A 14,997-nucleotide genomic window follows, 5' to 3' on the forward strand; every position below is an offset into this window, starting at 1 on the left:
GCTCCTTTCTATATGGCATTGCTCACGTTTATTAAGATTCAGATTTTTTCTTTTCAACAAGTGCTACAGCTTTTGTGATGATTTGCTCGGCATTTTTTAAAGCGCGTCCAATCTCGACACGTACTGTGGGAATGCCTGAGAAACGTTCCGCATCGTTGATATGCTGATTGGAGGCGATGATGCAGAGGTCTGCCTGCTTTGCTTCTTCTGCTGTAATGCCATTTACCTGTCCCATAATCCCTTGCTGCTCGATTTTGATCTCGTGACCGAGCTGTTTACCCGCATTCTCTAATGCCTTTGCTGCCATTGGTGTATGAGCTAACCCTGCTGGACATGAAGTGACACCGACAATTTTCATTGTGTAATCCCCTCTTTCAATTGTTGTTCAATGACTTCGTAATAATAGTTAGCGGTTTGACCTGGTTGTATTTTTTCGATGAAAGCCGGTTCCATGAGGCTTGTCGCAATCCCTGACAGTAATTTCAGGTGTGTGACATTTGCTTCTTCTAATGGAACGAGCAATGTAAATAAATAGCTTGTGGGCAAATCGTCAAAGCTGCCCCATTCAATCGGTTGTTCTAGCTCTAAAAAAAGAAGTGATGCCGTTTGTACAGCGGAGCTTTTTGTATGAGGAATGGCGAAGCCTTGCTGAAGTCCTGTTGAAACTTCGTCTTCGCGAGTCAACAAATCTGATAGTAACCCCGCCTGATCGTTTGTAATCTGAAGGTCTTCAGCTTTCTCGGCAATGTATTGTAAAATCTCATTCTTTGATCGTCCGTTTACTTGTGTGAAAACATGATCTTTTTGGAACAAGCTGATCCCTTCTCTCTTGTTTGTTAAGCGCTTACAAGTTGATTGTAATGTACTTTTCTGCAAGGTTAAATAGCATCATTTTCCGTTTGAAATGGCAAAAAGTTTATGAAGCTATTTGTCTTGTACTCTGTTATCTCAAATCCTAGCTTAAAACGAGTTTAATTATAAAAAAACAGATTCTACTAATTGCATTTCTGTGATATTCTTCCAAGGTGTGACAAAAGATAAGGGGGTCTTTTCATGTTCAAAAAGCAGGTCAAATCCTGTGTGATCGTACTCATGGCCATCATTCTCTGTATGGCGGCATTACCTGGATACGAGGCAGCAGCTGCCAGTAAAGGTACAAATGTCAATGAAGCCATTGGGTTAAAAAATGGTGAAGTCATCTCAGGGACATTACAAAATGAAATGGAAGAGTCATGGTACCAAATCACGCCATCTGCACAAGAGGTGGTAAAAGATACACATATGAAAATTTCTGTCAAAAGTAAACAAGTGTTATCCGTATCGGTCTATCCAAGTAAAGACAGGGCGATGAAGGATGATACTTATTCAAGATATCGTGTGGACACTGCCAGTGGAGAGACAGAGGTAGACTTCCCGCATGCATGGTCAGGTCCTTATTATGTCAAAGTGCTCTACTTAGGGTCAGAGGAAGACAGCCGTGACGAGGAGGAGGATGCAGCATATACAATCGGGTATAAAGGAGCTAACCTTCCGCCTTCTGAACCTGTTTTCCCAGAAGATGATGAGTTTGACATCATTATTATAGAGAAAAAATACGGGCGCGAAATTCTCCAATCGATTCGCACAATTGAAGATAAACGTTTTAATGAAACACCAAATGGTCAGAAGCTGAGCCGAGTGCTTCAAAAAACAAAGCCGTTTCTCAAATCGAAGCTCATCAAACAAAAAAATGAGCAACAAAAGGTATACAATCATTTGCTGACATTAAAGTCACTGCTAAATGACGTAGAGAAAAATGGTGCATTTAGCGGTCATATTGTGACAGAGAAAGAACAACAGGCGATCCGTTCCCTTTTTGATATGCTCAAAGAAGCAAGTCCTGCCTATTTAAAAAAAGAATTAGAAGCAGTAAGTCAACAGCTTGGAATCGATCAGCTTGAAGGAAAATCGATCGGTTATGTATTAGAAAAGCAAAAGCTTGTAAAAGAAGAGAATGTGAAGACGAATAAGATTATTTTTAAACTAAAGGATGGCCAAACACTTCAATCTGCGAAAAAGAAGATGAAAAGCTATGGAATCCAAGAAAACCGCGTGACATCGCAGTCAGTAAGTCCTTTGTTTAAAGGAATGTATGTCTATGATGTGCCAGCAGGGCAAGAATCAGCTGGAAAGACTTTAAAAGCAGGCAAAGCTGTGATCAAAAGCACTGCGAGAAAGCTGTCCAGTATGCCGAATGTTGAATTTGCAGAGCCTGTTCAAACCTATCGTGCATTGAGCAATGATGTGCAGTATGGATACCAATGGCCTCTGAAAAACAGCGGGCAAAACAGCGGGAAAAAAGGCGCTGATGTGAAGTTTGATCAAATGAATACATTGATTGGCACAAGCAAAATGAAGCAAACATTGATTGCTGTTGTGGATACAGGTGTAGACAGTCGTTTCACTGATCTAAGCGGGACTGTTCGTACGGACTTAGGTGCGAATCTCATTGGACGAAACAAAGATGCGATTGATGACAATGGACACGGTACGCATGTGGCGGGCATCATTGCCGCAAAAGCTGATAATCATTACTCAATGGCAGGTCTCAATCAACATACGGGCATCATTCCGGTGAAGGTGCTGGATGCTTATGGTTTTGGAGATACAGAGCATATTGCACTTGGAATCAAGCATGCAGTGGATAAAGGCGCAAAGGTCATCAACATGAGTCTTGGCGGCTACTACAGCCGGGTGATCGAATATGCAATGAACTACGCGGCCCAAAGAAATGTACTAGTGGTCGTGGCGAGTGGAAATGATGGCGTTCCAGAAATGGGCTATCCTGCGACATCAAAGTACGCAATGGCCATTGGTGCAAGCAACCGTATGGATATTGCTGCTGAATTCTCAAGCTTTGGTAAAGGACTGAGCATGTCTGCACCAGGATCTGATATTCCAAGCTTAATGCCAGATGGGAATGTCTCATATCTGAGCGGGACATCAATGGCGACACCATATGTGGCAGCGGCAGCAGGATTACTGCTTTCTAAAAATCCAACCTTGAAGCCGAATCAAGTAAGGAATATTTTGCAAAGCACAGCCGATAATATCTCCTTTACATCTGTTGATGGCACAGATGACGTTTTCTATGATGAAAATGAAGAGCCTATTGTCGATCCGAAAATTCCAGGCGTCGATTGGATGACAGGACATGGCAGACTGAATGCATTTGCTGCTTTAAGTGCTGTCGAACTAAATGCATCTGTGAGCAAAGTGGAGGATCAGCATCAAAAGGTGACAGGTAAAGCAAAGGCTGGCGCTGCTATTTCTGTGTATAGAGGTAAAACCCTGCTTGGAACAGGCACAGCGGGCAAAAATGGAACCTTTAGTGTGAAGATTAAGCATCAGAACAAAAACAAAGTTCTTCACATTAAGATTTCAAAAGGAAAGGCAGCAACGACGCTCAAAACAGTCGTCAAAAAAGGCAAAGCACCAGCCAAGCCGAAAGTGGGCAAAGTAACGGTCAAAAGTAAAACGGTCAAAGGGACTGCGGGTGCAGGATTGACCATTAAAGTGAAAAATAAATCAAAGAAAGTCATCAAAACAGTAAAAACAAATAACAAGGGCGCATTTACTGCCCAAATAAAACCGCAAAAAGCCAAAACAGTCTTGTATGTGACGGCTTCAGATGTGAGAAAAAGAGAAAGCAAAGCGGTGAAAGTTGTTGTTGTGAAAAAGTAAGAGAAGAGCTTCCCTTTCAAAAAAAGGGAAGTTTTTTTGTTTGTTACTGGAAAAATACCAATTAATGTCGATAGTAATATAGTAGGAAAAAAAGGAGGATTTATCGATGAAAAAAATCATGTTTGCTTTCTTTCTATCTTTGCTTCTCGTATTCCCAACATTTGCACATGCAGAGGAAACAGGAGCAGTACCAGCATCCGTTCAAGTAACAAGTGTCACAGCAGCCGATAGTGGTTTAGTGAATTACGGCTATGGCAGTAAATATCGCGTGGGTTCTTATTATCCAGCTACGTTTAAAGGAACACTAAAAGATGCAAGTGGAAATCTCATGCCCAATCAGCCGGTCCAGCTTTATTTTGAAGCAGCCATCAAATCATATGCTCAAACAGCGACAGGCACAACAGACGGGAACGGACAATTTTCACTGACGTTTCAAGTTCCTGCCGGTGCAGGCTACCAATCATACAATAATGCAGGCTGGTCTACACATTACTACGATGTCGTTCCAGTGACATTCACGTCAAAAGACATCAAGCTATCTTCAAATGTCACAAGTGTGTACCATTTGGCATATACATCACGTTACTAATCTGCTGGGAGAGACGACCTAGCTGAAGCCTTGTCGTTTTTTCATAGAAAAAAGGATGTCATCAAGTGACATCCTTTTCTTTTTGTTAGCAAACCTGCTGGGCGGCAACCGAAAGAGTCGATAAACAAACACTCATGAGCCGTGACTCCCAGATTTGATCGAGCGTTTAACTTTTAATTCTGAGCTTTGATGGATAAGAACTTTCACACTTGAACGTTGATCCTTGAACTTTCAGCTTTGAGCTTTTATCAAGGATCATCCAGAGATGATCAGATGAGGAGGGAATAACCTTTCCCTCGGAGGTGTTTAGTTCTATCGATTTTCGGCTCACTAACAAAATTGATTAATCGACCTGTATTTTCGTCAGCGTATTGCTTTCTGACAAGGAAAAATCAACTTCCATTTGGAAATCCTCAATTTCGGTCGAAAGCTTTTCAATCTTCACTCGAAGATGAAGCGGATCGATGATCGTGGCCTCATTTTCAGCGAGAAACGACTTGACGATCTCTTGATTGGCAGCCGCTTGTGTTTTTCCATCTTTTCCAAACAAGGTTTCTAAATGCTGGTCGAGCCTCTTCTTTACATCTGCATTGGTTTGTTCTGCTTTGTCTACTAGCTCTGTGTACACCTTTTTCAATTTCCGTAAATAACGAATATCGTATTCTATCGATGTCTTCCGTTCAATCGCTTCCGCCACTGTCATGCTGACACCCGCTACATCAATCGTTGTGGTCGCATTCGACACAACGATGGCTGATTTGATGGCATTCCTGCGCTTGATTAATGCTTGAATCGATTGGTCATCAGCCTTCGCTTTCTTTTCGATTTCTTCTTGATGTTGAAACCCGTGCTGTATATGTTTCCCGATCATCAATCCACCAAGTACGGCTTCATCAACGGTTCGGTTGATTCTCTTATCTAACATTTTCAGTTCACTTAATGCTCTTGTAATAGTCATTTCCATATTAGTGACAACTCCCTTGATTCATCCTGAAAATCATAGATTCCTATCATATACCAAAGTGTGCTTCTTTTACTAGTGATATCCTTTTTTGTCAGACTAATTTCATAGAAAAAACCTGGCGTTATACACCAGGTTCTTCACGTTTTTTCTGAATCCAAGCTGTCACATAATAGGCAGCATAGCAGATCGCGATGAAAGGGATGCCGCAGATAAGGGCAATCCGCTGATTTGGATCAAAGGCAATGCCGATCACAGAGGCAAGACACAGGAAGAAGGCTGCAATCGGAACCACTGGATAGAGCGGGGTTCGAAAGGAAAGATCATGAAGCTTTCCGCCTTCCTGTAAAAAACGTTTCCGAAACATAAATTGTGAGGCAGCAATCCCCATCCACACGATCACAACGGCAAGTCCTGAGATCGAAACAAGGACAAGGTAGACCGTTTCTGGTGCGATGACACTTGATAACAAAGAAAGAATCCCGCCGATCATACTTAAAATCAGTGCATTCAAAGGAATTCCTTTTGATGTCAGCTTCGCCAATTTTTTAGGCAGTGTCCGTTCCTCAGAAAGTGACCAAAGCATACGGGAAGACGCATATAGTCCAGAGTTTGCGGCAGATAAGATCGCTGTCAAAATGACAAAATTCATGAAATCTGCGGCATATGGAATCCCAATGCGATCAAACACCACAACAAATGGACTTTTGATCACCCCAGCTTCTTCTACTGGGATCAAGCCAGCTAAGACCACGATTGTTCCAACGAAAAACAAAACAAGACGCAGTACGGTTGTGCGGATCGCTCTTGGAATGGTCTCGTCAGGATTGACGCTTTCACCCGCAGCAATCCCAATTAACTCCGTACCTGAAAAAGCGAAATTGACGGCAAGCATCGTCATTAAAATTGGTAAAAAGCCGTTTGGGAAAAGACCGCCTTCCCCAGTGAAGTTAGAAAAGAACGGAGCGGCTTCACCGCCTTTTAATGGAATCAAGCCAAACATCGCAGCTCCGCCAAGAATAATAAAGAGAATAATAGCCATTACTTTAATGCTGGAAAACCAAAACTCTGATTCTGCAAAAAACTTAACTGTAAACGCATTGAGTAAAAAGATAAGAAGAGCGAAGACGCCGCTCCACATCCAAACCGATGTGTCTGGGAACCAGCGCTGCATTAAAAGCCCTGCCGCTGTAAATTCCGACCCGAGTGCGACTGTCCATGTCAGCCAGTACAGCCAAGCAACTGTGTAGCCTGTGCCGGGTCCAATGTACTTTGTTGCATACGTATGAAATGCCCCTGTAACCGGCATGGCAACAGACAGTTCGCCTAAACAAAGCATCACGAGGTACACAATTAATGCCCCGACAAGATAGGCAAGGATTGTTCCTGCGGGTCCTGCTTGATTGATGGTATACCCAGAGCTTAAAAAGAGCCCTGTGCCAATCACGCCGCCTAGAGAAAGCATGAACAGGTGGCGGCTCGTCATTTTTCGTTGATATTGTTGTGACTGATCTTTTGCTTGTTCCATGTCTTCCCGCCCTTTTGCTTAGAAGTATGTGTGATGAATCATGGTGTTATGATGTGGTAAGTTTTAAGATGTCCGTGATATCTTCTGGCGTCGTCCGGCAGCAGCCGCCGATGATATGCGCGCCGTCTTGATACCATTGATGCGCACATTCACCGAATGTATGCTGAGGCGTATCCCCGCTCCATACCTTGTCTTCAGGATCATATAATTCCCCAGAGTTTGGATATACGACAATCGGCTTGCTTGTCCCCTTTTTCATCTCTTGAATGAGAGAAGAGATATATTGCGGCGGCGTACAGTTAACGCCGACAGCAGCGATCTGTTCATAAGGTTCCAGTGCTTGTACACATTCTCTGAGCAAATCTCCTTCACTAATATGAAGATCGTCCTTCGCGCTGAATGTAATCCAAGCAGATACACCGCTGAATTCATCTTGCAATAGCTTTGCGATGGCTATTGCTTCAATGAGGCAAGGAATCGTTTCACACGCAAGAATATCTGCACCTGCTTCTACTAATGCCTGAATCCTTGGTCTATGAAAATCAATGAGTGCCTGCTCTGTGAGTCCGTAATTTCCTTTATATTCTGAACCATCAGATAAATAAGCGCCGAATGGCCCTACAGATCCTGCGACAAATGGTTTTGTCCGCCCATTACGACTGGCTTCATCCTGCCAAAAAAGATCGCGTGCCTCTTTTGCTAAAGTGACGGATCGTTTCATTAGTTCAATGGCTTCTTCTTTTGAATAGCCTTTTTCAGCGAAGCCATCAATCGTCGTTTGGTAACTCGCTGTTGTGGCACAGTCAGCTCCGGCTTGGAAGTAATCCAAGTGTACTTGCTGAATCAATTCTGGCTGTTCAATCAGTATTTTGGCTGACCATAAACTGTCATTTAAATTGCAGCCCTTTCGTTCAAGCTCTGTTGCAAGTGCACCGTCTAAAATTAAAGGTGCGTGAGCCTGTAAACGGCTTTGAATAGGATTCATCGAATGGAACACCCTCCTTTTTAGTCGGAAATGATGGATATGATATGAGGCAGTAGTTTAAATGACTAAAGTGTTTTTGTCAAGGAGAGGAAAAAGCATATGACCGCTGAAAAACCCTGAAAACATGCGGGTTTTCATGCATAAACATGCAGTCAAAATAATAGAAAACCAAGTCATTGACAGCCTCTAAAAAGAGATATATATTATGGAAAGGTTCATTTCAGAAAGCTTCATCAAAAGGCGCTGTCTTTTGATTTTTATTTTGTTCAACGACTGTCTTCTTTCGTGCAGAAAGAGGGTTTTTTATATGCTTAAAAAAGGAGGAAAGAAGAAATTGAAAAAATGTGTAAAAGATATCGCAATGATTCTAATTGGTTCTTTTTTATTTGCCGCCGCAGTGAACATGTTTGTCATTCCGCTTGAATTTGGTGAAGGCGGTGTAACGGGGCTGTCCATTATTTTCTATTATTTGTTTGAAATTGCACCATGGCTGACGAACCTAGTGTTTAATGCCATTCTGCTGCTTGTAGGGTATAAATATTTGGACAAGAAGACGACGATTTATACTGTGGTTGCCGTCGCAAGTAACTCCCTATTCTTACACCTGACCACAACATGGGTCGTGAATGTTCACGAATTGATCATTGGAGCCATTTTCGCGGGAATCATCATTGGAATTGGGATTGGTCTTGTGCTAAGAGCAGGCGGTACTACGGCGGGCTCTGCCATACTTGGAAGAATTGCCAACAAGTATTTAGACTGGAACGTGAGCTACGCCATCTTGTTCTTTGATCTGATCGTCGTATTTGCTTCCTACTTTATTATTGGTGCGGAAAAATTAATGTTCACGATTGTCATGCTGTACGTGGCAACAAAGGTGATGGACTTCGTGATAGAAGGACTTAACACGAAAAAGGCAGTGACGATCATATCTTCATGCAAAGATGATATTGCCGAAGAAATCAATCACACCTTGGATCGAGGCGTGACGATTTTAAACGGACGCGGTCATTATTCAAAGGAATCGAAGGAAATTCTCTATGCAGTCATTCAAAAGCAGGAGCTTATGCGTCTAAAGAAAATCATTAAGAAAATTGATCGAGACGCATTCGTTGTTGTCCATGACGTGCGTGATGTGTTCGGAGAAGGATTTGTGAATATATAAAAGCGAAAGGACCTCAAAAGGTTCTTTTTTTTATATTTATACCTCTTGTCACATGATACTATGTAATGTATAGTATAAATGGTTAGGAGTTGTAATCATGAATGCACAATTAAAAAAAGGTTTACTGGAATTCTGTGTACTGGCGGTATTAAAGAAAGGCGATTCCTATGGTTATCAAATGATTAAAGATATGTCCCATTGTATTGAGATTTCAGAATCGACATTATATCCGATATTAAAGCGGTTAGAGCAAAACAATTATGTGGAGACCTATTCCCAGGAACATAATAGTCGATTAAGAAAATACTACCGGATGACACAAAGCGGCCGTGAGCATATGGCGCAGTTTTTAGCGGAATGGGATCAAGTGATGGCGATTTACGACTTTATTTCTGGAGGACAGGGCAATGAATAAAAAGGAATTTTTAGCTAGCCTAGAGAAGCACCTGCATCGTCTAGGCGAAAAAGAAAGTGATCGGTTCATCGAGTATTACGATGAAATGATCGAGGATTATCAGGAAGATGGCTACAGTGAACAAGAGGCAGTTCATCAAGTGGGCCAGCCTGCGATGATTGCTGAAGGGATTTTGAAGGAACAAGGAATTAAAACCGTTCAGGTGCCCACGTTTGGAGAAAAAGCCACAAGGCTCTCCATCCTCATCTTAGGCTTTCCATTATGGGGTAGTATTCTGGCCGCAGTTTTCCTGCTAATTCTTTCTATGTATATGGTAATTTGGTGCATCCCACTCGTGACAGGTACAATGACGCTAGTTGGTCTGCTCGGCGGTTTTTGGAGCATCATTGGTTCTCCGTTTATCTTTCAGGACGGTTTGCATGTGGTGGTGACGCAAATTGGTGTTGGTATTTTTCTATTAGGTGTTGGATTATTATGCGGCATGGCTACGGTGTATTTGACAAAGCTATTTGTTCAAATGACTTTTCAAACCACTAAGGCATTCATGGGAATGTTTAAAAAGAAGGTTGTGAGAGTATGAACGTGAATGATTTAAAAAAACAATGCATCAAATGGGGGATCATCTTCACCGTTGCCGGAGGAATTGTCATGACAATTGGTTTAGCACTATCAGGCTTTGATCTAGATGCATATGACAACAATGACCAGAACAATGTGTTCCGCACGATTAATTGGAGCAAGCCATAAATGAAAGACCCGCTTATGCGGGTCTTAGCGTGTCAACAAACCCTCGCATTCTTTGTCAGTCCTGCGTGCTGGTGCTCACGAATGACAAATTTGCTCCGCGCCAGTACTCGACCTTCCTAGGGCTGCAAAGGTTTTCTATCACGCTAAAAAGAAGACAAAGGGCTAAAATCAAGTTCATTTTAGCCCTTTGTCAACAATCTGAGACCCACTTATGCGGGTCTTTTTTTCGCTCGAACTACAAAGAAGAAGTAACAGCAAAGTGCACCTAGTTCACAAAGCATAATAATCAGGCCCATTGGAAAGGCTGTTTGGCTTCCGGCTAATCCGACAAGAGGTGTCACGCAGGCGCCTAGCAGCATTTGTGCCACACCGATGAGTGCGGCTGCACTTCCTGCATGTGCGCCGTGATGCTGCATCGCAAGAGACGGGGCAGAGGTGCCAACAATTCCAACGCTTGAGACTACGAAAAAGAGCGGAATAAGAATGCCATACAACCCTGCATCAATGGAGATCATCAAAAATAAGGTGACACCGCCTAAAGCAGCTATCAGCAATCCAATGCGAAGAACCTTCTCTTCGCCAATTTTCGCAGCGACCCTGGCAAATACTTGTCCAAATGTGATGATCCCAAGACTGTTCACCGCAAAGGCAGCACTGAATCCTTGTGGAGATAGGTGAAAAAGTTCCTGAAGCACAAAAGGTGAGCCAGAAATATAAGCAAACATCGCTGCGAATACAAGACCTTGCGAGAGAGCATACCCAACAAAGAGACGATCACTCGCTAAAATTTTCATGGCACTTACAATCTGTTGAAAGCCTCCTGTCTGTCTGCGCTCCGCAGGTAAGCTTTCTTGAAGTGAAAAAATGGATCTCAGCAGCATCAAGGTTCCGAGAATTCCTAAAAGAACAAACACACCCTGCCATGTGGTAAAGCGTAACATCTGTCCGCCCACAATAGGTGCCGCTGCAGGAGCAACCCCGTTGACCAACATGAGCAGTGCAAAGAATTTCGTCATTTCTGATCCTTCATAATGATCACGCACAATGGCTCGTGCAATGACAATGCCTGCTGAACCAGCGAGTCCTTGAATCAGTCTTAAGAGGATGAACATCCAAATCGACGAAACCACTGTACATAAAAGAGATGCAGCGATAAAAATGATTAAGCCGATCATCAGCGGCTTTCTTCTGCCGACCGTATCACTAATAGGGCCTGCAATCAGTTGTCCAAGCGCCAGTCCAATAAGACAAGCCATCAGACTTAATTGGGACAAAGCAGTGCTTGCTTCAAAATCGCGCGCAATATGAGGCAATGCAGGTAAATACATATCCATTGCAAGCGGTGCAAGGGCTGTTAAAGAACCAAGCAATGCGGCAAGGAGAAATCGGTTTTTTTTCGATTCTTGGGGATAAGATAAAGAACTCATATGACATTACACTCCTCGTATACTTCCTCAAAACAGCATAATGAATCAAGCGTTCCTTTTCAATGGAAATTTTCAAAGATGATTTCGTGCAAAATAATTGATCTTTCGAATCAGACTCTTTACATTGAATGAGTAGAGAAAAGAACAAGGTCATCGACATGCAGTATTTGCATGATACGTATATCTAGCAATAGAGAGCAGGAGGTGCTGACATGGAGCAGCAAGAGCTGATCATTCGTCAAGCAGTCAAAGAAGATCATGAGGCCATTAGACACGTACTCATCAAATCCTATTCACAGTATGAGCCTCAATTTACAGAGGAAGGCTGGCAAAATTATTCTGCTGCGCTTGCAGCAGCCGTAGATAATCCCAACATGGAGCTGATGCTTGTGGCGGAGCTTGAAGGTCAGATCGTAGGAACGCTTCAAATGTTCCGATCATCAGAGCAAGCGTATGACAAACCCGAAATGGGCATTACATCAGCCATCGTCCGGTTTTTAGGGGTAGATCCCGATGTCAGAGGAAAAGGAATCGCAGAGTCATTGTTACGTAAAAGCATTGAACTCACGCAATCATGGGGCGAAAATGTCCTGTACCTTCATACATCTGATAAAATGCAGGCTGCCATTCGCCTTTATGAAAGAATGGGCTTTGAGCGTGCACTAGATAAAGAATTTGTGAATCAAAATGGGACGCATGTCAAGAGCTATCAATATGTCATCCAGAAAGAACAGCCGGCACGTTCATCACATCACTCATAATAAAAGGAAGAGCATGTCCTCAATGGACAGCTCTTCCTTTTTCAATTTACGCCCACAGTACAAGCGCCCAATAGGATACTCCCCATGAGATTAAACCGAACATTACAAAGAACTTTAACATGCGTTCATAAGGAGAAAGCTTTCGTTCTCTCTTCGTTTTCACCAGCTGCCTATATAGGGCATAGCCGCAAAAAATGAGGATGATTTGTCCAAGCTGTGTCAGGTTTTCAAGAATCGTGATTCCGTTCATTTATTTCACCTCATCATAGGTCTTCCATGTGTGAATGTAGCAACCCTTTATTTTTTCATAAAAAAACGGTGTATACTGGAAAGAGAGAAACTAGGTGCAAGAGGGAGTTGTAACATGTTGATTTCGCTACATGTGGATCGGTGGAATGAAGTAATCGAGAGAAAAATCAAATACGATCAGAAGGTTGTGGAACATACGTGTCAGCTGTTAGACGCACAGGGACAGAAAATGGTACTTTTTCACAAAATTGAAGAGACGTTTACGATGAGTGCAGATGATGATACGCTGACGATTCCAAAAGGAAGCTATACGACCGCCTACTATTGGAAGGATCGTCCTTACAATATGTATTTCTGGAGAGATGATCAAGGGGAGGAACTAGGTTCTTATTTTAATATGGTGGGGCATACATGGTTCAATGGCCAGCTGGTCATGTTTGAAGACCTCATTATTGATCTTCTCGTTCTTCCAAATGGTGATTTTTTTGTATTGGATGAAGATGAGCTGCCAGAGAGTTTAGCGGATTTTGAACAAGGTTCGGTGCGCCGAGCATTAGAGGCTGTGATGGCTTCGTTAGAAAGCATACTGGATCAAGTGAGGGCAGATGCCGATGGGAAATATCATCACAGCTTGTTTGTGCCGCTGTTGAAATAAAAAAACGATTCCTTTAAAGCGAGGAATCGTTTTTTTCTGTTACACCTTAATCCGGTTCAATCGTTTTTGTAAACTTGTTTTCGTTTTAGAAGCTTTTAGCTGTTTCACAGCGGTTTGCGCTGCTGCTTTTGTTTTCTTTGTTCGTTTGGCTTCTGCTTTTTTCACCTTTTGTTTGGCGTCTGTTACTTTCTTTTGATAGGCCAACTGTTTTTTAACTTTGTCGAGCCGGTTTTGCAGGCTTGTTTTTTCTTTGCCTTTGTTTAGCTTTTTGATAGCCGTTTGGGCGCTTTTAATGGCACCTTGTGTTTTGCTTTTTTCGGCTGTTTGAACCTTTGCACGTGCGGAGCGGATATCAATGGTTCCTTGTACCTTTTTCACCCGTTCGGTGAGTGCTGTTTTTTGTTTACTTGCAGTGAGTCGGCCAATTCTCGTTTTGGCTTGATTGACATCTGCCTGCTTTTTAGACGTTTCGGCTGTTTTGACAGCGCTAGTCGCAGTCTTCAAAAAGCTAGACTGGGGAATATATTGCACGCGGCCATAGCCGAATTGTGGATCCTTTCCTTTTGCGCCAAGATCCACTGTATAGCTGCGCAATAAAGTGCGAAGCTGTACATTTGTTTTCTTCGGATGAAGCTGTTTCAACAGTGCCAGCATGCCTGTGACATGAGGTGCAGCTTGCGATGTACCTGTTGCATACCAATATTCATTCTTTAAATAAGTGCTAATGACTTTCTCTCCTGGGGCAGAAAATTCAATGCCTTTCCCTGTATTTGAGAGAGAAACGAGCTTATCCTTTTCATTCGTTGCAGAAACGGCAATGACACTATTGTAAGCGGCAGGGTAGCTAATAAAATTCTTCTTCCCATCATTCCCGCTTGCAGCGACCACAAGCAGTCCTTTTTTGTATGCTTCATCCACTGCTGAACGCAAAATAGGGATATTGTCTTCAAAACCTAGACTTAAATTCATAATATCCATCTTGTTGCTAATGGCCCAATCGATTCCTCGAAGCAGGCTGTACAAGTCGCCTTCTCCCTTTTTATCTAACACTTTTACAGCATACAGCTTCGCGCCAGAAGCGACGCCGACTGTGCCGTAATCGTTATTGAGCGCACCGATTGTACCTGCGACATGTGTACCATGCCCTTGATCATCTTTATAGGAAGTTGTGTACTTCACAAATGATTTACCGCCGGATACCTTTAGATCCTCATGTGGAGAAATGCCAGTATCTAAAACGGCAACTTTCACATTTTTCCCTGTCACGCCTTCTTTTATCGCTTGCTTTACATTCAGCTTTTGCAGATTGTAAGATTGTTGAACCAAAAAATTCTGACCAGTAGCGGCAGCGGTTTGCTTCATCGTAGAAGAAGCGAGTTTGACCTTTATGTTTTTTGAGACATACGCGATGTTGGGGTCTTGTTTGAGTGACGTGACCGCTTGTTCATCTGCTGTCACAGCGACAGCGGGAAGATGTATGTACTGTGCGTTCACCTTTTCACTTTCTTCAATAGCTGTTTGTTTTCCTTTTTGGTTTTTATAGACGATGATGACATCTGTTTCTTTTGGCGGTGCAGCTGCCTGCGAATGGTAAGGCAAAGCAGTTGACAACGCAAGAAGAAACGCGATGACTACGACGATTTTCTTTTTCAAGGCGATAGCCCCTTGCATACGATGACCTCCGTCTTTTTTTCTCTATTATATCGGAGAAATGGGAAGGATGGTTAGAAGAATCATAATGTTTGTCAGAAAGTTTTTTTACAAGTAACCTGAAATTGAAATTCATATAAAA

The 14,997-nt window shown here is 42.6% G+C and carries 16 protein-coding genes; 8 read left to right on the forward strand and 8 right to left on the reverse strand.

What is annotated here, in order from left to right; translation table 11 throughout:
• Window positions 1-31: 31 nt before the first annotated feature.
• Window positions 32-358 (reverse strand): PTS fructose transporter subunit IIB, encoded by a 327-nt coding sequence (locus tag NKR21_RS01360; RefSeq protein WP_012008793.1) that lies wholly within the window; start codon window positions 356-358, stop codon window positions 32-34.
• Window positions 355-813 (reverse strand): PTS sugar transporter subunit IIA, encoded by a 459-nt coding sequence (locus NKR21_RS01365; RefSeq protein ID WP_012008794.1) that lies wholly within the window; start codon window positions 811-813, stop codon window positions 355-357. The genes NKR21_RS01360 and NKR21_RS01365 overlap by 4 nt, the downstream gene beginning before the upstream one ends.
• A gap of 240 nt (window positions 814-1,053) precedes the next feature.
• Between NKR21_RS01365 and NKR21_RS01370 the strand changes: the two genes are divergently transcribed.
• Window positions 1,054-3,723, forward strand: coding sequence for a S8 family peptidase (locus tag NKR21_RS01370; RefSeq protein ID WP_144457206.1), 2,670 nt, complete (start codon window positions 1,054-1,056; stop codon window positions 3,721-3,723).
• 106 nt (window positions 3,724-3,829) lie between these two features.
• On the forward strand, window positions 3,830-4,312 hold the full coding sequence (locus NKR21_RS01375; RefSeq protein ID WP_012008796.1) for an Ig-like domain-containing protein: 483 nt from the start codon (window positions 3,830-3,832) through the stop codon (window positions 4,310-4,312).
• Window positions 4,313-4,655: 343 nt separating this feature from the next.
• On the opposite strand, the gene NKR21_RS01380 is transcribed toward NKR21_RS01375, so the two are convergent.
• The 3 genes from NKR21_RS01380 to mmuM all read right to left on the reverse strand — a co-directional run bounded on the left by NKR21_RS01380 (window position 4,656) and on the right by mmuM (window position 7,786).
• A complete protein-coding gene (locus NKR21_RS01380; RefSeq protein WP_012008797.1) occupies window positions 4,656-5,276 on the reverse strand; it encodes a hypothetical protein in 621 nt (206 codons plus the stop codon).
• A 121-nt stretch (window positions 5,277-5,397) separates the two neighbouring features.
• A complete protein-coding gene (mmuP, locus tag NKR21_RS01385) occupies window positions 5,398-6,801 on the reverse strand; it encodes an S-methylmethionine permease (protein WP_012008798.1) in 1,404 nt (467 codons plus the stop codon).
• Window positions 6,802-6,847: 46 nt separating this feature from the next.
• Window positions 6,848-7,786, reverse strand: coding sequence for a homocysteine S-methyltransferase (gene mmuM, locus NKR21_RS01390; RefSeq protein WP_012008799.1), 939 nt, complete (start codon window positions 7,784-7,786; stop codon window positions 6,848-6,850).
• 334 nt (window positions 7,787-8,120) lie between these two features.
• On the opposite strand from mmuM, the gene NKR21_RS01395 reads away from it, so the two are divergent.
• The 4 genes from NKR21_RS01395 (at window position 8,121) to NKR21_RS01410 (ending at window position 10,113) form a co-directional block, all read left to right on the forward strand.
• The gene (locus tag NKR21_RS01395; protein ID WP_034320763.1) at window positions 8,121-8,951 is read left to right on the forward strand and encodes a YitT family protein; all 831 of its coding nucleotides are present in this window, start codon (window positions 8,121-8,123) and stop codon (window positions 8,949-8,951) included.
• Between the two features lie 97 nt (window positions 8,952-9,048).
• Window positions 9,049-9,366, forward strand: a complete 318-nt coding sequence (locus NKR21_RS01400; protein WP_012008800.1) for a PadR family transcriptional regulator — start codon at window positions 9,049-9,051, stop codon at window positions 9,364-9,366.
• A complete protein-coding gene (locus NKR21_RS01405; protein ID WP_012008801.1) occupies window positions 9,359-9,946 on the forward strand; it encodes a DUF1700 domain-containing protein in 588 nt (195 codons plus the stop codon). Before NKR21_RS01400 ends, NKR21_RS01405 begins: the two co-directional genes overlap by 8 nt.
• The gene (locus NKR21_RS01410; RefSeq protein WP_012008802.1) at window positions 9,943-10,113 is read left to right on the forward strand and encodes a hypothetical protein; all 171 of its coding nucleotides are present in this window, start codon (window positions 9,943-9,945) and stop codon (window positions 10,111-10,113) included. The genes NKR21_RS01405 and NKR21_RS01410 overlap by 4 nt, the downstream gene beginning before the upstream one ends.
• Before the next feature lie 209 nt (window positions 10,114-10,322).
• On the opposite strand, the gene NKR21_RS01415 is transcribed toward NKR21_RS01410, so the two are convergent.
• Complete coding sequence (locus NKR21_RS01415) at window positions 10,323-11,540, reverse strand: multidrug effflux MFS transporter (protein ID WP_144457204.1); 1,218 nt, start codon at window positions 11,538-11,540, stop codon at window positions 10,323-10,325.
• Window positions 11,541-11,752: 212 nt separating this feature from the next.
• On the opposite strand from NKR21_RS01415, the gene NKR21_RS01420 reads away from it, so the two are divergent.
• Entirely contained in the window at window positions 11,753-12,301 is a 549-nt protein-coding gene (locus NKR21_RS01420; RefSeq protein WP_012008804.1) for a GNAT family N-acetyltransferase, read from the forward strand.
• Window positions 12,302-12,347: 46 nt separating this feature from the next.
• On the opposite strand, the gene NKR21_RS01425 is transcribed toward NKR21_RS01420, so the two are convergent.
• Entirely contained in the window at window positions 12,348-12,551 is a 204-nt protein-coding gene (locus tag NKR21_RS01425; protein ID WP_012008805.1) for a hypothetical protein, read from the reverse strand.
• Between the two features lie 114 nt (window positions 12,552-12,665).
• Between NKR21_RS01425 and NKR21_RS01430 the strand changes: the two genes are divergently transcribed.
• Window positions 12,666-13,205: a ribonuclease FAU-1 family protein gene (locus tag NKR21_RS01430; RefSeq protein ID WP_186299654.1), complete on the forward strand. Its 540-nt coding sequence runs from the start codon at window positions 12,666-12,668 to the stop codon at window positions 13,203-13,205.
• A gap of 39 nt (window positions 13,206-13,244) precedes the next feature.
• Here NKR21_RS01430 and NKR21_RS01435 read toward each other — a convergent pair whose 3' ends face one another.
• Window positions 13,245-14,858 carry a S8 family peptidase gene (locus tag NKR21_RS01435; RefSeq protein ID WP_224925924.1) on the reverse strand — a complete coding sequence of 538 codons (1,614 nt, stop codon included), beginning with the start codon at window positions 14,856-14,858 and terminating at the stop codon, window positions 13,245-13,247.
• Window positions 14,859-14,997: the final 139 nt, after the last annotated feature.

Origin of the sequence: Bacillus sp. 1735sda2 (assembly GCF_024159245.1) — a bacterium.
GTDB classification, from domain to species: domain Bacteria; phylum Bacillota; class Bacilli; order Bacillales; family Bacillaceae; genus Bacillus; species Bacillus pumilus_O.